Origin of the sequence: Collinsella sp. CLA-JM-H32B, assembly GCF_040098065.1 — a bacterium.
GTDB lineage: Bacteria > Actinomycetota > Coriobacteriia > Coriobacteriales > Coriobacteriaceae > Collinsella.
In genome coordinates this window covers 41,778-63,569 of sequence record NZ_JBBNNA010000003.1, presented here as the reverse complement: position 1 = coordinate 63,569, position 21,792 = coordinate 41,778, and the positions used below count along the sequence as shown (strand labels likewise).

21 protein-coding genes are annotated in these 21,792 nt (G+C 60.4%); 19 read left to right on the top strand and 2 right to left on the bottom strand.

Annotated elements, in window-relative coordinates; all coding sequences use genetic code 11:
- Together AAA138_RS03340 and AAA138_RS03335 are read left to right on the top strand one after the other, a co-directional pair.
- Positions 1-792 (top strand): RNA polymerase sigma factor SigF, encoded by a 792-nt coding sequence (locus AAA138_RS03340; protein WP_117635146.1) that lies wholly within the window; start codon positions 1-3, stop codon positions 790-792.
- Positions 789-2,201 (top strand): AI-2E family transporter, encoded by a 1,413-nt coding sequence (locus AAA138_RS03335; protein ID WP_349089553.1) that lies wholly within the window; start codon positions 789-791, stop codon positions 2,199-2,201. Before AAA138_RS03340 ends, AAA138_RS03335 begins: the two co-directional genes overlap by 4 nt.
- Before the next feature lie 6 nt (positions 2,202-2,207).
- On the opposite strand, the gene AAA138_RS03330 is transcribed toward AAA138_RS03335, so the two are convergent.
- Positions 2,208-2,447 (bottom strand): hypothetical protein, encoded by a 240-nt coding sequence (locus AAA138_RS03330; RefSeq protein WP_349089552.1) that lies wholly within the window; start codon positions 2,445-2,447, stop codon positions 2,208-2,210.
- Between the two features lie 196 nt (positions 2,448-2,643).
- On the opposite strand from AAA138_RS03330, the gene alaS reads away from it, so the two are divergent.
- The 14 genes from alaS to AAA138_RS03260 all read left to right on the top strand — a co-directional run bounded on the left by alaS (position 2,644) and on the right by AAA138_RS03260 (position 15,763).
- Positions 2,644-5,301, top strand: coding sequence for an alanine--tRNA ligase (gene alaS, locus AAA138_RS03325; RefSeq protein ID WP_349089550.1), 2,658 nt, complete (start codon positions 2,644-2,646; stop codon positions 5,299-5,301).
- A gap of 17 nt (positions 5,302-5,318) precedes the next feature.
- On the top strand, positions 5,319-5,747 hold the full coding sequence (ruvX, locus tag AAA138_RS03320; RefSeq protein ID WP_117746034.1) for a Holliday junction resolvase RuvX: 429 nt from the start codon (positions 5,319-5,321) through the stop codon (positions 5,745-5,747).
- Positions 5,740-7,095: an endolytic transglycosylase MltG gene (mltG, locus tag AAA138_RS03315; protein ID WP_349089548.1), complete on the top strand. Its 1,356-nt coding sequence runs from the start codon at positions 5,740-5,742 to the stop codon at positions 7,093-7,095. The genes ruvX and mltG overlap by 8 nt, the downstream gene beginning before the upstream one ends.
- A 2-nt stretch (positions 7,096-7,097) precedes the next feature.
- Complete coding sequence (locus AAA138_RS03310; protein ID WP_349089547.1) at positions 7,098-7,595, top strand: YqeG family HAD IIIA-type phosphatase; 498 nt, start codon at positions 7,098-7,100, stop codon at positions 7,593-7,595.
- An 8-nt stretch (positions 7,596-7,603) separates the two neighbouring features.
- On the top strand, positions 7,604-8,137 hold the full coding sequence (locus AAA138_RS03305) for a shikimate kinase (protein ID WP_349089546.1): 534 nt from the start codon (positions 7,604-7,606) through the stop codon (positions 8,135-8,137).
- On the top strand, positions 8,134-9,243 hold the full coding sequence (locus AAA138_RS03300) for a hypothetical protein (protein WP_349089545.1): 1,110 nt from the start codon (positions 8,134-8,136) through the stop codon (positions 9,241-9,243). The genes AAA138_RS03305 and AAA138_RS03300 overlap by 4 nt, the downstream gene beginning before the upstream one ends.
- Before the next feature lie 132 nt (positions 9,244-9,375).
- Complete coding sequence (locus AAA138_RS03295; RefSeq protein WP_117769618.1) at positions 9,376-10,506, top strand: Xaa-Pro peptidase family protein; 1,131 nt, start codon at positions 9,376-9,378, stop codon at positions 10,504-10,506.
- Positions 10,507-10,665: 159 nt separating this feature from the next.
- The gene (gene efp / locus AAA138_RS03290) at positions 10,666-11,229 is read left to right on the top strand and encodes an elongation factor P (protein WP_117806186.1); all 564 of its coding nucleotides are present in this window, start codon (positions 10,666-10,668) and stop codon (positions 11,227-11,229) included.
- Between the two features lie 24 nt (positions 11,230-11,253).
- On the top strand, positions 11,254-11,616 hold the full coding sequence (locus tag AAA138_RS03285; RefSeq protein WP_006233982.1) for an Asp23/Gls24 family envelope stress response protein: 363 nt from the start codon (positions 11,254-11,256) through the stop codon (positions 11,614-11,616).
- Between the two features lie 3 nt (positions 11,617-11,619).
- Positions 11,620-12,207 (top strand): transcription antitermination factor NusB, encoded by a 588-nt coding sequence (nusB, locus tag AAA138_RS03280; protein WP_349089544.1) that lies wholly within the window; start codon positions 11,620-11,622, stop codon positions 12,205-12,207.
- Between the two features lie 2 nt (positions 12,208-12,209).
- Positions 12,210-12,476: an exodeoxyribonuclease VII small subunit gene (locus AAA138_RS03275; protein WP_089571754.1), complete on the top strand. Its 267-nt coding sequence runs from the start codon at positions 12,210-12,212 to the stop codon at positions 12,474-12,476.
- An 8-nt stretch (positions 12,477-12,484) separates the two neighbouring features.
- Positions 12,485-13,288, top strand: a complete 804-nt coding sequence (locus AAA138_RS03270) for a TlyA family RNA methyltransferase (RefSeq protein ID WP_346977111.1) — start codon at positions 12,485-12,487, stop codon at positions 13,286-13,288.
- A complete protein-coding gene (locus tag AAA138_RS03265) occupies positions 13,285-14,145 on the top strand; it encodes an NAD(+)/NADH kinase (protein WP_217750036.1) in 861 nt (286 codons plus the stop codon). Before AAA138_RS03270 ends, AAA138_RS03265 begins: the two co-directional genes overlap by 4 nt.
- Complete coding sequence (locus AAA138_RS03260; RefSeq protein ID WP_349089543.1) at positions 14,135-15,763, top strand: DNA repair protein RecN; 1,629 nt, start codon at positions 14,135-14,137, stop codon at positions 15,761-15,763. The genes AAA138_RS03265 and AAA138_RS03260 overlap by 11 nt, the downstream gene beginning before the upstream one ends.
- Before the next feature lie 222 nt (positions 15,764-15,985).
- On the opposite strand, the gene AAA138_RS03255 is transcribed toward AAA138_RS03260, so the two are convergent.
- A complete protein-coding gene (locus AAA138_RS03255; RefSeq protein WP_346977109.1) occupies positions 15,986-16,909 on the bottom strand; it encodes a MurR/RpiR family transcriptional regulator in 924 nt (307 codons plus the stop codon).
- 205 nt (positions 16,910-17,114) lie between these two features.
- Here AAA138_RS03255 and AAA138_RS03250 point away from each other — a divergent pair, with 205 nt between their 5' ends.
- From AAA138_RS03250 to ptsP, 3 genes are all read left to right on the top strand, one after another.
- On the top strand, positions 17,115-19,118 hold the full coding sequence (locus AAA138_RS03250; RefSeq protein ID WP_349089541.1) for a fructose-specific PTS transporter subunit EIIC: 2,004 nt from the start codon (positions 17,115-17,117) through the stop codon (positions 19,116-19,118).
- 549 nt (positions 19,119-19,667) lie between these two features.
- Complete coding sequence (locus AAA138_RS03245; RefSeq protein ID WP_022094575.1) at positions 19,668-19,931, top strand: HPr family phosphocarrier protein; 264 nt, start codon at positions 19,668-19,670, stop codon at positions 19,929-19,931.
- A 132-nt stretch (positions 19,932-20,063) separates the two neighbouring features.
- Entirely contained in the window at positions 20,064-21,767 is a 1,704-nt protein-coding gene (gene ptsP, locus AAA138_RS03240; protein WP_349089540.1) for a phosphoenolpyruvate--protein phosphotransferase, read from the top strand.
- Positions 21,768-21,792: the final 25 nt, after the last annotated feature.

Sequence of the window (21,792 nt, the reverse complement as noted above, 5' to 3'; positions counted from 1 at the left end):
ATGACCGAACGTTCCCGGAGCGGCAAGACCGCTTGGGACAAGGAGAAAACCCGCGAGCTGTTTCGTCGTTATAAGGAGACCGGTGATCCGGATGCACGCGAGCAGCTCGTCATGTCCCACATGAACCTGGTAAGGTTTCTTGCCAACAAATTTAAGAACCGCGGCGAGCCGCTCGATGACCTTTTGCAGGTCGGCTATCTGGGCCTGCTCAAGGCTATCGACCGCTTTGACCCTGAGCGCGGGCTCGAGTTCACGACGTTTGCCACGCCCACCATTCTGGGCGAGATTAAGCGCCATTTCCGCGACAAGGGCTGGAGCGTGCGCGTGCCTCGTCGCTTGCAGGAGCTCTCTGCCAAGGTCAACCAGGCTACCGACAAGCTCACCAACGAGCTTCAGCGTTCGCCCAAGGTTGAGGAAATCGCCGATTACCTGGGCGTGACCGTCGACGAGGTGCTCGAAGCCATGGAATCGTCCTCGGCCTACACCTCGGTGCCCATCGAGGCCCCCGGTGCGTCCGATTCCGACGATGCGCCTTCGATTCTCGATCGCTACGCCGACGACGACAACGAGCTCGACTTTACCGATGACCGCCTGGTGATTGAGGAGGCCATTCGCGATTTCTCGCCGCGCGAGCGCGAGGTAATCGAGCTGCGCTTTGTGAAGGGCATGACCCAGATCGAGATCGCCAAGAAGCTGGGCATCTCGCAGGTGCAGGTCTCGCGCCTGCTGCGTCGCACCCTCAAGAAGATTCAGGACAAGATCGACCCCGACGGAGTGATGGTTCGTTCATGAATGAGCACCCCCAACAAACCGACCGAACGCTGCGCGATACCCGTATTCTGACGTTGCGCATTTGGGGCGTCGTCGGCTGCATTGTCATCGCCGCCGTCATCTTTAACCTTATGGGCATCCTGGCGCCGGTCATCGAGTTTCTCGCTGTCGGTTCCATCATCGCTTTTGTGATGTCACCGATCACCAATTGGCTTGAGCACCATGGCGTGAATCGCGGCATCGGTTCGCTTGTTGCGCTTATTGTGGTCGTTGCCGTGCTCGTCGGCGTCGTTTGCATCTTGTCGCCGATTCTCTTTGGTCAGATCATGGAAGTCCTGAGCCGCCTGCCCGAGCAGCTTCGTGTTGCTGGTGGCGACCTCAATGAGATGATCTCGCATGCCAAGACGCTCAACAACACGCCGCTCAAGGAGTATCTGGACGATAACCTTTCTTCGCTCGTCACGGTGGCGTCCAAGTATGTCTCACAGATTGCCGCCGAGCTTGGCCGTGGTGTATTCCCCCTCATCACCAATACCGCGTCGCAGCTGTTTGTTATCTTTCTTGGCTTAGTGCTTGCCTATTGGTTGGCCTGCGACTATCCCCGCATGCACCACGAGGTCTGCACCATTATTGGTCAGGAAAAGGAGACCTCGTACCGTTTTATGGTCGCGATTCTTTCGCGCTCGGTCGGCGGCTACATGCGTGGCATGGTCGTAACGTCGATCTGCGGTGGCATCCTCGCCTTTATCGGCTTTACGATCATCGGGCATCCGTATGCTGCACTCATGGCCATCTTTACCGGCATCATGCACTTGGTTCCGGTTGTCGGACCCTGGGTGAGCGCTGCGATTGCCACGGTGCTCGGCTTTATGTTCAGCCCCATGCTGGCGTTATGGACCTTGATCGTGACTATGGTGGCACAAAATGTCACCGACAACGTCATTTCGCCTAAGGTCATGCAGAGCTCGGTCCAGGTGCATCCCATCATGAGCCTGACGGCCCTCGTTATTGGTTCGGCACTCATGGGCCCCATCGGCATGGTCATCGCCATCCCGTTGTGCGCGGCCCTCAAGGGCATTTTCGTCTACTACTTTGAGAACGAGACCGGTCGCCAGCTCGTGGCATACGACGGCGCCGTGTTTAAGGGAACGCCGTATCGCGATGCCGAGGGCAACCCGGTCGCCGCCTATGACGCGCTTGGAGACGATACGTTCATCTATGAGTCCGAGCTCATCGGCAACGAGACTGCGCCGGAGGCTAAGGCTATGCCCAAACCAGAACTCGATAATCCCTGGATTAAGCTGTCGGGTCTTCAGCCCGACGCGACAGGCTTTTTCAAGAACCCCTTCGCCAAGGATGACGATTCCAATACGGACGACGACACCAAAACCGGCATCGACGGCTCCATGGACGATTCGGATTCCAAATAGGTCCCGTTAGCGTTTCTTGATGTTGTAAAAGACAAGAAACACGAGCAAAGCGATTGATAAGGGGCCGGCTACATAGAAATAGAGAACGTCAATTGCGCGTAGAGTGCAATAAGCGTTGTCGCCGGACGTCACTGCATACAGTACGTAGCCAAATGCTGGTTGGTTTGCGTACCATTGGGAGAAGGCCAAGAGCGCTAAAAGTGCCACTACCAGAAGTGCATTCAGGACAAATCGTTTGCTTTTCATCGATCGCTCCTTCCGGATGGTTCTTATATAGCATTTTACCAAACCCATTTTTTTCAAAGGATTGCTTAGTCCTAAATAACATGCACTTTCGCTGGAGGGTCGCTGTTTGGCGGCCCTCTTTTTTGCACAGGCGCGGTGGGATGGTAATATCGTTACGTTTGAACTGTTTCGATATGAAACCGAGGAGATTCCCTCTATGAGTGCTGACTACCCGTCAATGACTACGGCCGAGATTCGCTCTAAGTTCCTCAACTTCTTTGAGGAGCGCGGTCTTAAGCTCTATCCTTCTTCGTCCCTCGTCCCCGACGATCCTTCGCTGCTGCTTGCCAACGCCGGCATGAACCAGTTTAAGGAGTACTACCAGGGTAAGAAGACCATGAAGGAGATCGGCGCGATCTCCTGCCAGAAATGCGTCCGCACCAACGACATCGACTGCATCGGCGAGGACGGCCGTCACCTGTCCTTCTTCGAGATGCTCGGCGACTTCTCCTTTGGCGGCGTCTCCAAGCAGCAGGCCTGCGCTTGGGCCTTTGAGCTCATCACCAAGGAGTTCAAGCTGCCGCTCGACCGCCTGTACTTCACCGTCTTTACCGAGGACGACGAGACCCACGACGTGTGGCGCTCCCTGGGCGTTGCCGAGGATCACATTTCGCGTCTGGGCGAGGACGACAACTTCTGGGCCGCTGGCCCCACCGGCCCCTGCGGTCCGTGCTCCGAGATCTACTTTGACATGGGCGAGGAGGTTGGTTGCGGTAGTCCCGACTGCAAGCCCGGCTGCGACTGCGACCGCTTCCTTGAGTTCTGGAACCTCGTGTTTACCCAGTACGATCGCCAGGAGGACGGCTCCATGCCGGAGCTGCCGCACCGCAACCTCGATACGGGCATGGGTCTGGAGCGCATGGCCGCTATCATGCAGCACAAGACCGCTAACTACGACGGCGATTTAATGCAGCACCTCATCAAACTCGGTGAGGAAATCAGCGGCAAGACCTATGACGCCGACGATTACTCCGGCGCCAGCCGCTCCCTGCGCATCATCGCCGACCACTCCCGCGCCGTTGACTTTATGATCTCGGACGGTATCCTGCCCGGTAACGAGGGTCGCGAGTACGTCCTTCGCCGCCTGCTCCGTCGTGCCGTGTTCCACGGCCGCCTGCTGGGCATCGAGGGCGCTTTCCTGACCAAGTTTATCGACGAAGTCAACGCTCAGATGGGCGAGGCCTATCCCGAGCTGCTCAAGAACGTCGCGCTCGTCAAGGGCATCGTCGCCTCCGAGGAGGAGCGTTTCTCCACGACGCTCGACAACGGCCGCGTTTACCTGGATGAGGCCCTGGCCGCGCTCGCCGAGGGCGCTGTGCTTCCGGGCGACGTTGCCTTTAAGCTACACGACACCTTTGGTTTCCCCATCGACCTGACCGTCGAGATCGCCGGCGCTGCCGGCCACGACGTCGACATGGACGGCTTTACCGCCTGCATGGAGGACCAGAAGGCCCGCGCCCGTGCCAACGCCAAGGGCGATGCCTGGGGTAGCTTCAACGACGTGTGGGTCGAGCTTTCCGACAAGGTTGCCGCGACCGAGTTCGACGGCTATGACAACGACGTCATCGAGGGCGCCAAGGTTGTTGCCATCGTGCGCAACGGCGAGTCCGTTGAGTCCGCTGCCGCCGGCGAGGACGTCGAGGTCGTGCTCGACCGCACCCCGTTCTATGCCGAGATGGGTGGCCAGCAGGGTGACGCCGGTGAGCTTTCCGCCGAGGGCGTTGCGCTGACTGTTGCCGACACCAAGAACCACAACGGCCTGTATGCCCATGTCGCGCACGTTGCCGAGGGCGCGTTGACCGTCGGTGCTACCGTGACTGCCGCGCTCGACGCCGAGCGCCGTGGTTTCCTGCGCCGCAACCACACCGCCACCCACCTGCTCGACGCCGCGCTTAAGCAGGTCCTGGGTGAGCACGTCTCCCAGGCCGGCTCGCTGGTGACGCCCGAGCACCTGCGCTTTGACTTCACGCACTTCGAGGCCCTGTCTTCCGAGCAGCTCAAGGCTGTCGAGGACCTGGTCAACCAGCAGATCTTCGCTTCCAAGCCGGTCGTGACCCATGTTATGGGCATCGACGAGGCCAAGGCCGCCGGTGCTGTCGCACTGTTTGGCGAGAAGTACGGCGACGTCGTCCGCGTCGTCTCCGTGGGCGCCGAGGACCAGCCGTTCTCCCGCGAGCTCTGCGGTGGTACGCATGCCGCCAACACCGCCGAGATCGGTCTGTTCAAGATCATCTCCGAATCCTCCACGGGCTCGAATGTCCGCCGTATCGAGGCCGTGACCTCCAAGGGCGCTCTCGATTACATGGCCGACCGCCTGGCACTCGTTGACGCCGCTGCCGCTGCGCTCAAGTGCCGCGTCGACGAGGTTCCTGCCCGCGTGGAGAACCTGCAGGCCGAGCTGCGCGAGACGTCTAGCAAGCTCAAGAAGGCGCTGACCGGTGGCTCCTCCGACGCTATCTCCAGTGCCATCGACGGCGCTGTCGAGCTGAACGGCTACAAGCTCGTCGTCGCTGAGCTCCAGGGCCTTGAGGCTGCCGACCTGCGCAACGTTTGGGACACCGTGCACCAGAAGGTCGCCGGCCCCGTCGCCTGCGTTGTTGCCAGCGTGACCGAGAAGGGCACCCCGGCTCTGCTCGCCGCCGGCTCCGATGACGCCGTGAAGGCCGGTTTCCACGCCGGTAACGTGATCAAGCAGATTGCGGGCCTGGTCGACGGTCGCGGTGGCGGTCGTCCCAACATGGCCCAGGCCGGTGGCAAGAACGCCGCCGGTATCGCCGATGCCCTCGCGGCCGCTAAGACCGCGCTCGGCGCCTAAGAACCTAAGTAGTCGCTGTGGTCGCGCTCGCACTGGACATAGGGGAGACCAGGATTGGCATTGCCGTCTCGAGCCGTGATGGCAAGATGGCAATGCCTGTCAAGGTGCTTCCGGCTGCCGAGGTCACCGGTATGTCAAAGACGTTTCGCTACCTGGTCGAGGACTATGAGCCCGATATCCTGGTAAGCGGACGTCCTTTGACCATGGCCGGTGAACCCGGCCCCCAGGCCGAGCGCGTCGCCGCCGTGGCCCAAAAGATTGCCGACGAGCTCGACCTTCCGCTGGAGTTTGAGGACGAGCGTCTGTCCTCGCAGGAGGCCAAGCGAATCCTGCGAGAGCAGGGGCTCAACGAAAAGCAGATGAGGGGCAAGATCGACATGATCGCCGCCAGCCTGTTCTTGCAGACGTGGCTCGATCGCAAAAACGAGGAGGTTTCGCATGTCTAGCGCTTTCGATCCGCGCCAGCCGAATCGTACACGGCAGCCCGCGCCGCGCCCTGCTCAGGCTGGCCAGCGCCCGGCGCAGCCGATGCAGCGTTCGGCTCAGCCTACTCAGCGTGCTGCTCAACAGCCCGCCGCTCGTCCCGCGCAGCCCGCTGGCGGCGCTCGTTTTAAGCAACAGGTTCCTGCCCAGCGCACGCAGGGGCAGGCCCCGCAATCACGCTCCCACGCACATCATGCTCATGGCTCGCACGGCGTTGCTCCAGCCACGCGTTCGAGCTATAACACGCACGCCCGCCGTGGTGCCCAAAAGAAAAGCTCCCCGGTGCCTTTGATTGTCGGTGGCGTCGCCGCCGTGCTTGCGCTTGTCGCGATCGTTTTCTTTGTCGTGCCAGCCGTTAAGGGCTTCTTTGGCGGTGAGGATGCGAAAGTCGTTGCAGGCCAGCAGGTTACTATCACGATTCCCGATGGTGCCTCGGGTGACAGCATCGCTTCGATTCTCTCTGAGAACCATATCGTCGAAAATCCCAAGGATTATTACGCGGCGGTCAAAAAGCTCAACGCCGATATGTCTCTCAAGCCGGGTAAGTATTCGTTCACCACGCTCATGGACGCGACCGAGGTCGTTCAGCAGCTCATGGAAGGCCCCAATGCGGGCTCCGATGCGCTGACTATCCCTGAGGGCCTGACGGTTGACCAGGTCGCCGATCGCGTGGCCAAGGCATACGACAGTATCTCCAAGGAAGACTTCCTCAATCAGGCAAAGGCCTCCAACTATGTGAAGGACTATAGCTTCCTTGAGGGCGCTGCAAACGATTCGCTCGAGGGCTTTCTATTCCCCAAGACCTATTCGTTGGGCAAGGACCCGTCTGCCGACGATGTGATTCGCGCCATGCTCGACCAGTTCAACGCCGAGTATAAGTCGCTTGACTTTGCCAGCTGCGAGGCAAAAATCAAGGAGCGCTACGGCGTGGAGATGTCCGATTACGACATCGTTAACCTTGCCTCGATCGTCGAGCGCGAGGGCCTTAACGCCGATCAGCGTGCGCACGTGGCATCGGTTTTCTATAACCGTCTGGCGGGCAAGCTCGATGGCCTGCGTTACCTCAATAGCGATGCGACCATGATGTATGTCACCGGCGGCGAGGTTACCGCCGACGACCTGCAGAGCGATAGCCCGTATAACACCTATAAGCACGAGGGCCTGCCGCCCACGCCCATCTGCTCTCCGTCGCTCGAGGCGCTCAAGGCTACCCTTGAGCCGACCGACTCCGATGACCTGTATTTCTACATTACGCAGGACGAGGAGTATTTCTCGAAGACCTACGAAGAGCACCAACAGTCTTGGAATTGATCATGAGGATTTTTAGCCCCAAACGATATGTTGCCTCAGTCGACCGCATCGACCTCGATACCCTGTGGGCCGACGGCAAGCGCGCCATTCTGCTCGATCGCGACAACACCCTGGTGCCGCGTGATACCGAGCAGGTTCCCGCTGCGGTTTCCGCTTGGCTCGAGGCCGCCCATGCCAAGGGCTTTAAGCTGTGCATGGTGTCCAACAACTGGCATCGCGACCAGGTCATGGCATCGGCGCGCGAGCTGGGGCTCGAGGCCATCAGCCATGCCATGAAGCCGGCGCCCTTTGCCCTGAAGGTCGGTCTTAAGCGTCTGGGCGCCACGGCCGATGAGGCCGTGCTAATCGGGGATCAGCTTTACACGGACGTGTGGAGCGGTAACTTTGCCGGTGTTGACACTATTCTGGTCAAGCCGCAGGCAACCCAGGACCTGTGGTACACGCAGATCTTCCGTATCTTTGAGCGCCGGGCCCTGCGCGACCTTCCCTGCGAGGAATAGGTTTCGCCATGTCTCAGCACATCAAACACGGCTGCGACCATATCTTCTTTATCGGCTTTTTGGGCGCGGGCAAGTCGACGCTTGCGCGCAACGTGGGCACTATGTTCAAGCGTCGATTCATTGATACCGATCGTTTGGTTGTGCGTCGTTGCGGCAAGTCGGTGACCGAGATTTTTGAGACCGAGGGCGAGGATCGTTTTCGCGAGCTCGAGACCTCGGCACTCCGTTCGCTTCAAAGCGAGCGCAGTCTGCTGGTATCGTGCGGGGGCGGCATCGTCGAGACGCCGGTTAACATTGAACTGATGCACGAGATGGGTACCTGTGTGTACCTCGAAGGCGACTTTGAGGACTCGTTGCGCCAGATTCGCCGCTCCGATACCCGGCCCGATTTCCGCTCGCCCGAGCACGCCGCGCGCCTGTTTGAGCATCGCCGTCCGCTGTATCGCCAAGCCGCCGATATTACCCTTGATATTCGCAACAAGTCCTTCGAGGACGTTTCCTACCTTTGTGCCGAGAAGCTTTTGGAGCGTGGACTGCTATGATTCGCCGTCAACTTATCAATTTCCAAAACCGCAGTGTCGATGTCCGCGTCGGATTGGGCGCGTTCGAGGAGCTGTCGCGCATGTTTGCCTCGGCTGTGGGCAAGCCTAAGCGCGCGATGGTTGTTTGGAACGACGCCACATCCGAGCGTTTTGGCGAGGTCGTCGAGCATGCGCTGGTCGACGCCGGTTTTGCCGTGTCGCTGCTCGCCCTCGAGGTTTCTCCTGCCGGCGCTACGCTGGCCGATGCCGATACCGTCTTTGGCGCCCTGTCGGCTAACGGTATTACCTGCGACGATCTTGTTGTCGCTGTCGGTGACACGGCGACCTGTTCGGTCGTTTGCTGGTGTGCCAATCAGTGGTGCGGTCGAACCGAGTGCGCCTTGCTGCCGACGACGCTCGACGCCATGCTCACGGTCGCGACGACCATGAAGCCGCTCGTCGCCTCGTCGGCGAATGCGCTTCCCGCTATCGCGTTCCGTCCCGAGCCGGGCTTGGTCGTGTGTGACCTCGACCTTGTACGCGAGGCGGACCCCGAGGACCTCAGACTCGGCTATGCGGTACTTGTTGGCACCATGCTTTCGAGCAGCAAGTCCCGCTGGAATCAGTTTACTGAGACCGTCCCCGAGATTCTCGCGGGCGAGGAGGTCGCGCTCGTCAATGCCATTCAGTGGTCTCAGACTGCCCGCAAGGACGTGCTGATGGCCACGAACCCGAGCGCCCGCCATGCACTTGATTTTGGCAAGATGGGGGAGCGTACCCTGCGCGCCTGCTTGGGCGATGCCGCTTCGCGGGTCCCTGCCTACCAGCTGTTGTCCGAGGGCATGCGCTTTGAGGCGCGCCTAGCACATGATGCCTGCGATTTCGATATCGATTACGTCTTTGAGGTCGATGATTGCCTGGAGGACTTTGGTATCGAGGAGCTTGCCTTCGATCTGGAGCCTGCCGCATATATCGAGGAGTTCCGTAGGCAGCAGTTTGTCCGCTCGAACCGCAGCATGTTGCCGCTGCCCGCGGCACTCGGCGCCATTCGTCTTACGAGCGTTGAGGACGAGGTTCTTGAGCGCCATGCTCACGCCTACTTGGCTTCTCGCAAAGAACTTCTCTAAGTTTTATTGACATCCATCGTCTTTCGTATCATGTTGAGGGGCGGGTTTTCAATCGGTTGCGGATCGCATGCGATTCCGTCGTTCGGTTGAGACCCGTCCCGCACTTTTTGAGACAACAAGAAAGGAATCTGCATGTCTGAGTTTGCTGCCGGTCCTGCCGGTCGTATCGAGCGTGTCCGTGCCCTGATGGTCGAGCGCGGCTACGACGCTATCGTGGTGCGCGACGAGGCCAACCTTCGTTGGCTCACGGGCGTGAAGGGCGTCTTCGACTACACCTTCGAGTTCCCGCACGCGGCGTTTATTACGGCTGACCAGTGCCTGTTCCATACCGACTCGCGCTACCTCAACAGCTTTGAGGAGAACACGCCCGCCGGCAGTCCCTGGGTCTACGACATGGACGAGGGCACCATCCCCGGTTGGGTCGCCGGTAAGATCGCGGCCAACAAATGTCGCGTCTGCGCTGTTGAGGACGATATGCAGATCAACTTCTACCAGGGTATTCAGCGTGGACTTGAGGATCGTTCCGTTGCCTGCATGTTGCCGCTGATGCATGACGACATTCGCAAGATGCGCGCCATCAAGGACGCCGAGGAGATCGAGCTCATGCGCCATGCGCAGTCGATCACCGATGCCGCCTTCCAGCACATGCTCGGCTTTATTAAGCCCGGTATGACCGAGAAGCAGGTTCGCAACGAGCTCGAGAACTTTATGTTCGCCAACGGCGCCGACAGCCTGGCCTTCGGCTCCATCGTGGCGAGCGGTCCCAACACCGCCAACCCGCACGCCGTGCCGAGTGACCGCGTGATCGAGAAGGGCGACTTCGTCCTCATGGATTACGGCGCGGGCTACTGCGATTATCGTTCCGACATGACGCGCACCGTCGTGATGGGCGAGCCTACCCAGGAGCAGCTCGATCTGTACGCGCTCGTGCGCCGTACGCACGAGGAATGCGTCGCCGCCATCCATCCGGGCGTCGAGGGCAATGACATTTTTAAGCTTTCCAAGAAGATCATCGGCGATGCCGGCTATGGCGATTACTACAACCACGGTCTGGGCCACGGCGTGGGTATCGACATCCATGAGCTGCCCAACTTCAACCGCAGCAAGAACACCATCGAGGTCGGCTCGGTTATCACCATGGAGCCCGGCGTGTATCTGCCCGGTGTGGGCGGCGTGCGCCTGGAGGACTACGGCGTGGTCACCGAGAACGGCTACGAGCCCTTCACCAAGACCCCGCACGACCTGCACGTCATCGACTGCTAGCCCATTTCGATAGATTTTTGGGGCGGGGCGTCCGGTTCGATTCGGACGCCCCGCGTTCTCTTTTTATGCGCTCGCTGCAGGCGAGCTCTGCAAGTGTATAATTTCGGTCGTATGTAATTTGGACGCTTGTGCGTTCTGCCCATAACAAGAAAGGTCGCTATGCCTACCATTTCTACCGCCGACTTCAAGAACGGCCTCGGTCTCCGCATTAAGGACAAGGTCTACACCATCGTCGAGTTCCAGCATGTCAAGCCGGGCAAGGGCGGCGCGTTCGTGCGCTACAAGACCCGCGACATCAAGAGCGGCCGCGTCGTCGAGAACACCTGCAACGCCGGCACCAAGTTCGAGAGCGTCATGCTCACCACCCGTGAGTTCCAGTACCTCTACAACGATGGCGCCGACTACATCTTCATGGACAATGAGACCTATGAGCAGGTTCCCGTTCCCGAGGATATGGTGGGCGAGAACTCCAAGTGGCTGCGCGAGAACGACATCTGCCAGCTGCTCTTTGCCGACGACGAGCTCATGGGCGTGACCCCGCCGATGTTCATCGAGACCACCATCGTCCAGACCGACCCGGGCTTTAAGGGCGACACCGTCCAGGGTTCCACCAAGCCGGCCACGATCGACACCGGCGCTGTCATCCAGGTCCCCATGTACCTCAACGAGGGCGAGGTCATCAAGGTTGACACCCGCGACGGCAAGTTCGTCTCCCGCGTCTAGCAACCAACTCTTCTAGGAGGACTCATGCCCCAGGAAATCAAGATTGACGGCATCGGCATTTCGCCCGATGTTCTGACCGCCATCGTCTCGCGCGCCGTGTCGGATGTCGAGGGCATCGCCTCCGTTGGCGTCAAGGACCTTGCCACCAACCTTGTCTCCATGATGCTCTCGTCCAAGGCCCCGGCTTCCGAGCCGGCGGTCGAGGCCGAGGTCGTCGGCGACAAGCTCGCACTCACCGTGCGTGTCGTGGTGTTCTTTGGCTATCCGTTCAAGAAGCTCGCCGAGGCCGTTCGCGCCGCCGTGGTCGCCGCCATCGATGCCCAGGTGGGCGTCGAGGTCGAGCGCGTTGACGTTTGCATCGACGGCCTCGTTTTCCCCAAGGAGTAACCTTTGAGCCTTAAGGTTTATCGCGGGCGCACGCTTGCCCGCAGTCAGGCGCTGCAGCTGCTGTTCCAGGCCGAGGCCACGGACAGCCCGCTCGAGCGCGTCCTCGAGGGCGATTTCCTGATCTCGAAGGGTCCCCTCGACCCCTATGCGCTGGAGCTTTGCCGCGGTGCCTACGAGCACATTGATCGCATCGATTGTGCCCTGCGCGCCGTCGCCAAGAACTGGGATCTTATGCGCATGCCCGGTGCCGACCGCAACCTGCTGCGTATCGCCGTCTACGAGATGCGCTTCCTCACCGACGAGGAGGTCTCGGACGCCATCGTCATCAACGAGGCCGTCGAGATCGCTAAGGCCTATGGTACCGACCAGTCCGCATCGTTTGTCAACGGCGTGCTGGGCAAGATCGCTCGCAGCGAGGAGCTGCCGGGCGAGGACCTGTACCAGGGGCTGCTGGCCGAGGACTGTGCTCGTGAGGAGGCACAGGCTGCCGAGGCAGCCGCCAAGGTCGCTGCTGCTCAGGCTGCCGCCGGTGTACTTGACGAGGATGCGGACGCTGCTGGGGCCGTCGAGGCCGACTCCGTCGAGGAGTAGCCATGCCAGAGGGTTCCGTCCGCAACTTCGATGAGATCTCGGATCGCCTGGACCAGATCATCGCCACCGTTCGCTCCAAGGATACGTCCTTGGAGCGTTCGCTCGATTTGTTTGACGAGGCGATTGAGCTGGGCTCCCGAGCGGTCGATATGGTCGACAAGTTTGAGCTGACGCCGCGTGAGGCCGACAAGCTCGAGCAGGAATACGATGAGGATGCGGCAAACGAGTCCCAAGATAGACAGGCTGCATCTCCGGATACGAATGGTTGATGGCATTCATGAAACGCGTGCGTCTCGATGACGAACTGATTTCACGGGGCATCTGCGCCGATCGCGCGGATGCCCTTCGCACTCTTATGGCCGGCTTGGTTTCGAGTGGCGGTGAGCGTTTGACCTCTCCGGGGCTCAAGGTGACGCCGGGCCTGCCACTGCACGTTAAGGGGCGCATCCCGTATGTTGGGCGCGGCGGCCTTAAGCTCGAGGGCGCGCTCGATGCGTTTGGGATCGATCCGACGGACCTTGCTTGCCTCGATGTGGGATGCTCCACGGGCGGCTTTACTGATTGCCTGCTCAAGCGCGGCGCCGCGACCGTTGTCTCGGTCGACGTGGGCCGTGCCCAGTTTGATTGGTCGCTGCGCCAAGACGATCGCGTGACGCTCCACGAGCGCACGAATGTGACGCAGTTGCCCGAGCTCGGCTACGGCGCTGCTATTGACCTGGCTGTGTGCGATGTGTCGTTTACGAGTATCGCGAATATCATCGACGCCGTGCTGGCGTGCCTGAAGCCTTCGGGTTCGTTTTGCACGCTCGTAAAGCCGCAGTTTGAGGCGCCGGCTGCGCTGGTGGGCGAGGGCGGTATCGTGACCGACCCTGCCGTCCGCCGCGATACACTCGTGGCGGCGATTGAGCTCTTTGCCGCCAAGGGCCTGTTCCCGCTCGATGTGTGCGTGTCGCCAATCCATGGCGCTAAGGGCAACGTTGAGTTTTTCCTGTACGGCACGAGGTTTGCCCCCGGCGAGCGCGCCGAAGATGAGTTGCAATCCCAGGTATCGGCTTTGAGCGAGAAAGCGGCAACGCTATGAAGGTCTTTCTGGTTCCCAATTACTACAAGCAAGAGGCGGTCGAGAGCGGCCTGATGCTCGAGCTCTGGCTGACGCGCCAGGGCTACGAGGTTGCATGGGCTGCCGACCAGCGCTCCAAGATCCAGAGCACGCCCGATGTTGACGATGCCGACTTGGTCATCACGCTCGGCGGCGACGGCACACTGCTGCGCGCCGCCCGTATTCTCAACTACCGCGAGATTCCCATTTTGGGTCTTTCCTATGGCCACCTGGGCTTTTTGACGGCGGCCAGTCCCGAGGAACGCGATATTTTGCAGGTTGTGAGCGATGCCCTGTCCGGTGAGCTCCACGTGAGCCGCCGCGCCACCATCGCCGCGGATATCGTCTCGGTGCGCGATGACGGCACGAAGGATGTCGTGCGTTCGTTCGCCCTCAACGATATGGCGCTCACGCGTGGGCCCCTGTCCGATATGGTCGAGTTTGACATCACGGTGTCCGGCCATCATATCGATCGCCTGCGCGGTGACGGTGTCGTCGTGTCGACGGCGACCGGCTCCACCGGCTATGCGCTTTCCGCCGGCGGCCCTATCGTCAGCCCTGATTACACGGGCATGGTTTGCGTGCCGATTGCTCCGCATACCATTCAGGCTCGCGCCTTCTTGACCTCGCCGAGTGATGTCGTCGAAATCTTTATGTCCGATGATCGCCCGAGCGTGCCTGCCATCGCTATCGACGGACAGTTTATTACCTGCGATGGCACGGTCGAGAGCGTGGCTGTTCGTCGCGGTCCCGGCGATGTGCTGCTGCTGGATTACGGCCCCGAGAGCTTCTATAACTCGGTGAGCCGCGTGTTCTATGGAGTGCGCCATGATCGATGAACTGCAGGTTTCCAACATCGCGCTCATTCGCGAGGCGACGTTGGTTCCGGGTACCGGCTTGACCGTCCTGACCGGCGAGACCGGTGCTGGCAAGACCGCGCTGCTCTCGGCGCTCAAGCTCATTTTGGGCGAGCGCGCGGATTCGTCGACGGTTCGCGAGGGCGAGGCGCTTGCCAGCGTCGAGGCGCGCCTGTTTGACGGCCCGCACGACACGGAGGGTTTTACCGTACAGCGCAGCCTTTCTGCCGAGGGCCGCAGCCGCGTAAAAATTGACGGCCGCATCGCCAGCGTGCGCGAGCTTTCGGAGCGCGTTGGCGTGATGATGGATCTATGCGGCCAGCATGAACATCAGCGTCTGCTCGACCCGGCGCACCATGTTGCCATGGTCGATGCTTGGGCTGGGCGCGCGGCGCTTGAGGCGCTCGAGAAGTATCGCACCTGCTTTAAGGCTTCGCGTGCCGCCGCCAAGGAGCTTCGCCGTGTGGAGGAAGCCTCACGCGCGCAGGGAAGTCGCGTCGAGGAAGCGCGTTTTGCTCTTGAGCGTATCACCGAGGTCGACCCCAAGCCAGGCGAGTACGAGGAGCTCGAGGAGCTGCTGCCGCGCTCGGAGCACGCCGAGGTCTTGGTTGCGACGGCCAACGAGGCCCATGCATCGCTTGCTGCCGAAGGGGGAGCGCTCGATGCCGTGAATGGCGCCGTTGCCGAGCTTTCACGCATGGCGACCGTTGACCGCAAGCTCGGTGACATCGCCGATGCACTTTCGGATGCCTGCATCTCACTTGAGGATTGTGCCAACGAGCTGCGTGCTTATCGCGATGGCGTTGCGTTTGACCCTCGCGAGCTCGCTCGCATGCGCGAGCGATATTCAGACCTCAAGGGCCTGCTGCGTCAGTGGGGTCCTACCATGGATGACGTGTTTGCCATGCGCGATCGCTCACAAGAGCTGTTGTCGCTGGTAGACGATGGTGATGGGCAGATCAAGAAGGCGCGTGAAGCGCTTGGCGCAGCGGAGCATGAACTGTTCGCCGCCGCCAAGGCGCTTAAACGTGCACGCAATACGGCGGCCCCGCGTTTTTGTCATGAGGTTGGCCGCCAAATGGCGCGTCTGGAAATGGGGGGCGCCGAACTCGTCTGGGAGTCGCGTGATCTTCCCCGCGCCGAGTGGACGCTTGCTGGCCCTTCGAGCTATGAGCTTTTGTATCGCAGCGGCGCTGGATTGACGCCGCGTCCCCTGCGCCGTATTGCGTCGGGTGGCGAGCTCAGCCGCGTTATGCTGGCGAGCAAGGTTGTCCTCGGCAACGCGGATGGCGTGGATACACTGGTGTTCGACGAGGTCGATGCTGGTGTCGGCGGCTCTACGGCTCGTGCTCTTGCTGGTGTGCTGGCCGATCTTGCCGCCACGCATCAGGTCATTGTCGTAACCCACCTGGCGCAGGTTGCGGTCATGGCCGACAAGCATTACGTGGTCAGTAAAGAGCCGGGCGATGTTCCCCAAACGCACCTGGACGAGGTGACCGGCGATGCCCGTACCGCCGAGATCGCCCGCATGCTGAGCGGCGATCAATCCGAGGCAAGCTTGGCCCACGCAAAGCAGATGCTCGAAGAAGCGCGTGCTTAGGCCGAGCCGCCACATACATGCCCGACCCGATCGCTACGAAACCGGCCTATCTACTACGTTTAATAGACTATCGGCAACCACGCCAAGAATTGCAAAAAGAAAACCGCAGGTAGAACGCCTGCGGTTTTCTCTATTTTCGGTATGTGGTTGGGCCATACGGATAAAACGTAGTAGATGGGGCGGGTTTCGTGGCGAGAGGCGTCTATCGGCTCCCCAATTTACCTACTCCACGACCTTATCCGGCTGGATGAGCTCCTCGTAGTAGCTGATGTGCTCTCGGGCGTCCTCGATTTCGGGCAGCAGGAAGTTGTAGATGACCTCTATGATCATTGTGGCGCTCATCTTGGAGAACGCGAAGTCGCCCGTTGTCAGCAGTGCCTCGTGATTGACGGTATTAAAGGTGTAGTCGGCCAGGCGCGCAAGCGGAGATTTGCTGTCGCTGCTGATGACGACTACAGTGGCGCCGCAGCCGCGAGCCGCTTTTGCCATGCGATTCAAACGGCGCGACTTGCCGGAGTTCGAGATTAGCACGATAACGTCGCCGGGGCGCAACGTGAGCGCAAAGCCGATTGATGTCTCGCTGATGGTGCTCGCCATACAGCGCAGGCCCAGCTGCGAAAACTTAAATGTCGCATCGAGCGCGACTGCGTTCGTATTGCCCACGGCGGCGAACTCAATAACGCCGGCATTCTTAAGCGCGTGCACAACAGCGGCCAACGTGTCGTGATCAATGCCGTCGATGGTCGCATTAAGCTCGCTCACCTTGGCGGCGAGGATATTTTTAAGGCTCTGCTCCATGTTGTCGAGCGAGACCTCGTCTGTCAGGCCCTCGTTGCGCTGGCTCTCCAAGTCGCGCGCCAACGAAAACTGAAAGCTGCGGAAGCTGCCGAAGCCCAGCTTACGGCAAAAGCGTGAAACCGTCGCCTCGGACGTGGCAGCGGCTCGTGAGAGCTGGGCGGCTGTCAGACGCGGCGCCTCGGACTGGTGCTCCAATATATAGTCGACAATGCGCTGCTCGGAATCGCTGTACCCTTTGTGCGTGCTAATAAGGGAGAGCGCGCTCTTGCTGCTATCGGTCATGGATGGCTCCTGGTTGGCATGAAAATCGGACTCGTTTTTCATGCCATAGTATACGGGTAGTTTCATTTACAAGATACACCTTGCCGTTTCAAGTGTTGATGGTAAACTTTCACTTACCGTTTACGGTTATGAAAGAACCTTTCACCGGAGAATTGCGCCTTGTCTCTTCTCACGCGGACGGTAGGTTGGTATCTTTCAAGTGTGGAAAAACGCGCATTTAAGCGCGTATAGGGGAGCGCCCGCGGGCGCTGTACTCAAGAAGGAGGGACACATGGCTAAGTTTGACATCATCGCCGCGACCGGTTGCCCGACCGGCATTGCGCACACCTTCATGGCGAAGGAGGCGCTGGAGAAGGCAGCTGCCGAGCGAGGTCTGACCATTAAGGTCGAGACTCATGGCCAGGTCGGTGTCGAGAACGAGCTCACGAAGGGTGAGATCGCCGGTGCCAAGGCCGTCGTCGTCGCAGCCGATAAGGATGTCCAGGCTGAGCGTTTCGCCGGTAAGCCCATGGTTTCCGTTGGCGTTTCCAAGGCCCTGTCCGTCGAGGCCGCCGGAAAGCTGATTGACCGCGCGCTCGCCGCCAAGGGCGACGACACGGTTGCCGCTGCCGCCGATGTCGAGGACGAGGTCGAGGAGAAGGAGTCCATCGGTCACGTCATTTACAAGCACCTCATGAACGGCGTCAGCCACATGCTGGTCTTCGTCGTTGCCGGTGGTGTTCTGACCGCCATTTCGTTCCTGTGGGGCATCACGTCCTTTGATTCGACGGCTGCCGACTACAACAGCTTTGCCGCGATGCTCAAGATTATCGGCGGTATCGCCATGAACCTCATGGTTCCGGTGCTCTCCGCCTACATCGCCGAGTCTATCGGCAAGCGCCCGGCGCTCGTCCCCGGCTTTGTTGCCGGTATGATTGCCATCCAGGGTCTGCCCGTTAACGCCGATACCGGCATGATCGACGCTGGAGGCTCGGGTGTGGGCTTTGGCTTCCTGGGCGGCATCGTCGGCGGCTTCCTCGCCGGCTATGTCATTTTGCTGCTCGAGAAGGTTTTCTCTAAAATTCCCGCGAGCCTTAATGGCCTGAAGGCAATCTTCCTGTATCCGCTTTGCTCTACCGCCATCGTCGGCCTGGTCATGCTCGGTATTTCCGGCCCCATGGCTGCCATTAACCAGGGCATGATGGATTTCCTGCAGAGCCTCGGTAACTCCGGTCCGGTGATCCTTGGCCTGGCCATCGGCTGCATGTGCGCCTTTGATATGGGCGGCCCGGTCAACAAGGCTGCTTACGCTACTGGCACCTTCCTGCTCGGCACCGCTCTCGAAGCTGGCGTCGGCACCGAGACCTACAACTTCGGCACCAACTTCATGGCTGCCGTCTCCGCCGCTTGCATCGTTCCGCCGCTGATCACCACCTTCGCAGTCGTTGTCGGCAAGAAGTACTTCAGCCAGGAGGATCATGACGCCGGTATCGTCAACCTTATCCTTGGTTGCACCCACATCACCGAGGGCGCCATTCCGTTCATGACCAAGAACATCTGGCCCGTCATGCCCATCATGATGCTCGGTTCTTCCATCGCTTCCATCCTGACCATCTTCTTCAACGTTCACGATCCGGCGCCCCACGGCGGCTTCCTGGTCCTGCCCGTTGTCGAGAACGGCCCGCAGTGGGTCCTCGCGATCCTCATCGGCGCCGTGGTCGGTGGCATCCTGTTCGTCGCCTTCAAGAAGTATGACTTCGAGAAGAACCAGAAGGCCGCTCCTGCAGCCAAGCCGACTGAGGCCCCTAAGGCCGCTGCTGTCGAGGCCCCCAAGGCCGAGGCTTCCGACTTCGTGAAGGTCGAGAACGTCTTTGTCGCCGAGGACTTCGCTTCTCGTGACGAGGCCCTGAGCTTTGTCTCCAACCAGGCCGTCAAGGCCGGTATCGCCGGCGACGCCGACGCCGTGATGAACGCCTTCCTGGCCCGCGAGGCCGAGGGCACCACGGGCATGATGGAGGGCTTCGCCATCCCGCATGCCAAGTCCGACGCCATTACCGAGGCTGCCGTCATCGTCGTCAAGGACGATTCTGGCGTGACCGGTTGGGACACCATGGACGGCGCTCCCGTCAACGTTGCCATCGCCCTGCTCATCCCGGGCGCTCAGGCTGGCACCACGCATCTCAAGATCCTGTCCAAGGTCGCCGAGGCGCTTATGGACGAGGACTTCCGTGCCACCGTCAAGGGTTCCACCGACGCCGCCGAGATCGCCAAGACGATCAACGCCCGCCTGGTCTAATTCCACGGTACGCGAATAACATCGCCCCTTGTAACAAAGGCGGAGACCCTCACCAGGGCCTCCGCCTTTTTCTACCCCTCCCATAAGTTGCGGTGAAATAGGGACTGTTTAAACGATTCAACCCCAAATTCAGTCCCTATTTCACCGCAACTTACAAAAGGGTATAGATAAACCCCATCAACTAGATCAACCAGACGAACAAAAAATCAGCCAGAATTCCGTTCGCACGATATTGCTCTGGACCGACTGTGTTTCCGCAGCTTGCTCGCCCACAGGGGGCCGGGCGCTGCCAGTGAGATTTATCGCGAGTTCCGCACGAGCCGAAGAGCACTTAATGTGCTCTTCGTGCGAGCAGGACTGTAGAGCAGGAAATCTCACTGGCCGCGCCCGGCCCCCTGTGGGCGAGCAAGCGGACGACAAACACATCTGTCCAACAATTCGTGCGAAACATAATGAAAAACCGTTTGATGTGAGTTAATATAAACAACGTCGTGAATCTGACTCCTGCCGCATGCATGACAGGGGTTAAACACAAAAAAGGAGTCAATTATGGTTTCTGAGAAGGCTACCCTCGTCAATCCGCAGGGTCTTCACATGCGTCCGGCCGGCCTCTTCGCCTCCACCATGGGCAAGTACGCCTGCGACGTGACGGTCGTCACCCCCGAGAAGGAGGTCAACGGCAAGTCCCCGATGGCCCTCATGGCTGCTGGTATCCCTTGCGGTACCGAGGTCGAGGTCAAGTGCGACGGCGCTGACGAGGCCGAGGCTCTGGCTGCTGCCATTGAGCTCATCAAGAGCGGTCTTGGCGAGTAGAACTCAAACGGGTCGCATGTTGAACAATTAAGTTCATACTTAGGGGCGCAGTGACCTGTTCAAGGTAGCTGCGCTCTTTTGTCATGGATATGGCAAAACGCTTTATCACATGACACGGAGAGAGGAATGGGAATGTATCAGGGAGTCAACGCATCCGAGGGCATCGGTATCGGCACCGTCATGGTCGCCGTCGATCCCGACTTGACGTTTGAACCGCACGCGGTTGCTGATTCGGCCGCAGAGAAGGAGCGTTATCAGGCTGCTCTTTCGGTCTTCTGCGAGAAGACCCAGGCTCAGGCCGACCACATGAAGGAGACGGTGGGCGAGGCCGAGGCCGAGATCATGAGCGGGCACATTGTCCTGGCTCAGGATCCGGGCATGACCGACGCCATTAACGCCGCTATTGACGGCGGCACCTGCGCCGAGCAGGCGCTCATGGACACCTCGACCATGTTCGAGAACATGTTCCTGTCCATGGACGACGAGATGTTCCGTCTGCGCGCGGCCGACATCGCCGACATCCGCACCGGTATTCTGGCCGAGCTGCTGGGCAAGGAGGTCGTCGACCTCTCCGTCCTGCCCGAGAACACCGTCGTTGTCGTGCACGACCTTACTCCGTCCATGACCGCTACGATCGATAAGGCCCACGTTGCCGGTATCGTCACCGAGACCGGTGGCCGCACGTCGCACTCCGCAATCATCGCGCGCGCCCTTGAGATCCCGGCTGTCCTTTCGGTTGCCAACAGCTGCACCGCACTGCGCAACGGCATGACCGTTGTCGTCGACGGTGGCAAGGGTGTCGTCGAGGCCGATCCCGACGAGGAGACCCTCGCCGCCTACACCGCCAAGGCCGAGGCTTTCGCTGCCGAGAAGGCGGCTCTCGAGGCCTTCCGCGGCAAGCCTTCTGTGACTGCCGACGGCATCAAGAAGATCATCGCCTGCAACATCGGTAACCCCGATGACGTGCCCAACGCGCTCGATCACGATGCCGAGGCCATCGGTCTGTTCCGCTCCGAGTTCCTGTTCATGGACTCCGCTGAGCTTCCTTCCGAGGAGGAGCAGTTTAACGCCTACCGCAAGGTCGCCAGCGCGCTCAAGGGTGCTCCGGTCATCATCCGCACGCTCGATGTGGGCGGCGACAAGGAGATCCCGTACCTGCACATGGTCAAGGAAGACAACCCCTTCATGGGCTTCCGCGCCGTGCGTTACTGCCTGGCCAACCCCGACCAGTACAAGGTCCAGCTCCGCGCTCTGCTGCGCGCCAGCGCCTTTGGTGACGTCAAGATCATGATCCCGCTCGTCACCTGCGTCGAGGAGGTCGTGGCCGTCAAGGAGCTCGTCGAGCAGTGCAAGGCCGAGCTGACCGAAGAGGGTCGTAAGTTCAACGAGAACATCGAGGTCGGCATCATGGTCGAGACGCCTGCCGCTTCGCTGCTCGCTGACCGTCTGGCCGAGGTCGCCGACTTCTTCTCCATCGGCACCAACGACCTGATCGGCTACACCATGTGCGCCGACCGTGGCAACGACACCATCTCCAACCTGTACCAGGTGTACTATCCCGCCGTTCTCCGCTCGCTCAAGAACATCATCGAGAGCGGCGTGAAGGCCGGCATCATGGTCGGCATGTGCGGCGAGGCCGCTGCCGATCCGCTGCTTGAGCCGCTGCTGATCAGCTGGGGCCTGGAGGAGTTCTCGATGAGCGCTCCGTCGATCCTGCGCGCCCGCAAGACCATCAGCCAGTGGACCAAGGCCGAGTGCGACGAGCTCGCCGAGAAGGCACTCGCCTGCAACACCGCCGCCGAGGTCAAGGCGCTGCTCGAGTCCGCAGCTCGCTAATTTGGTATCAGAGGTAACCGCGTGG

What these genes read in the sequence shown, in the direction of transcription:
- AAA138_RS03340 (WP_117635146.1), top strand. Translation starts at nt 1, where the DNA reads ATGACCGAACGTTCCCGGAGCGGCAAGACCGCTTGGGACAAGGAGAAA.
- AAA138_RS03335 (WP_349089553.1), top strand. Translation starts at nt 789, where the DNA reads ATGAATGAGCACCCCCAACAAACCGACCGAACGCTGCGCGATACCCGT.
- AAA138_RS03330 (WP_349089552.1), bottom strand. Translation starts at nt 2,447, where the DNA reads ATGAAAAGCAAACGATTTGTCCTGAATGCACTTCTGGTAGTGGCACTT.
- alaS (WP_349089550.1), top strand. Translation starts at nt 2,644, where the DNA reads ATGAGTGCTGACTACCCGTCAATGACTACGGCCGAGATTCGCTCTAAG.
- mltG (WP_349089548.1), top strand. Translation starts at nt 5,740, where the DNA reads ATGTCTAGCGCTTTCGATCCGCGCCAGCCGAATCGTACACGGCAGCCC.
- AAA138_RS03310 (WP_349089547.1), top strand. Translation starts at nt 7,098, where the DNA reads ATGAGGATTTTTAGCCCCAAACGATATGTTGCCTCAGTCGACCGCATC.
- AAA138_RS03305 (WP_349089546.1), top strand. Translation starts at nt 7,604, where the DNA reads ATGTCTCAGCACATCAAACACGGCTGCGACCATATCTTCTTTATCGGC.
- AAA138_RS03300 (WP_349089545.1), top strand. Translation starts at nt 8,134, where the DNA reads ATGATTCGCCGTCAACTTATCAATTTCCAAAACCGCAGTGTCGATGTC.
- AAA138_RS03295 (WP_117769618.1), top strand. Translation starts at nt 9,376, where the DNA reads ATGTCTGAGTTTGCTGCCGGTCCTGCCGGTCGTATCGAGCGTGTCCGT.
- efp (WP_117806186.1), top strand. Translation starts at nt 10,666, where the DNA reads ATGCCTACCATTTCTACCGCCGACTTCAAGAACGGCCTCGGTCTCCGC.
- AAA138_RS03285 (WP_006233982.1), top strand. Translation starts at nt 11,254, where the DNA reads ATGCCCCAGGAAATCAAGATTGACGGCATCGGCATTTCGCCCGATGTT.
- AAA138_RS03275 (WP_089571754.1), top strand. Translation starts at nt 12,210, where the DNA reads ATGCCAGAGGGTTCCGTCCGCAACTTCGATGAGATCTCGGATCGCCTG.
- AAA138_RS03270 (WP_346977111.1), top strand. Translation starts at nt 12,485, where the DNA reads ATGAAACGCGTGCGTCTCGATGACGAACTGATTTCACGGGGCATCTGC.
- AAA138_RS03265 (WP_217750036.1), top strand. Translation starts at nt 13,285, where the DNA reads ATGAAGGTCTTTCTGGTTCCCAATTACTACAAGCAAGAGGCGGTCGAG.
- AAA138_RS03260 (WP_349089543.1), top strand. Translation starts at nt 14,135, where the DNA reads ATGATCGATGAACTGCAGGTTTCCAACATCGCGCTCATTCGCGAGGCG.
- AAA138_RS03255 (WP_346977109.1), bottom strand. Translation starts at nt 16,909, where the DNA reads ATGAAACTACCCGTATACTATGGCATGAAAAACGAGTCCGATTTTCAT.
- AAA138_RS03250 (WP_349089541.1), top strand. Translation starts at nt 17,115, where the DNA reads ATGGCTAAGTTTGACATCATCGCCGCGACCGGTTGCCCGACCGGCATT.
- AAA138_RS03245 (WP_022094575.1), top strand. Translation starts at nt 19,668, where the DNA reads ATGGTTTCTGAGAAGGCTACCCTCGTCAATCCGCAGGGTCTTCACATG.
- ptsP (WP_349089540.1), top strand. Translation starts at nt 20,064, where the DNA reads ATGTATCAGGGAGTCAACGCATCCGAGGGCATCGGTATCGGCACCGTC.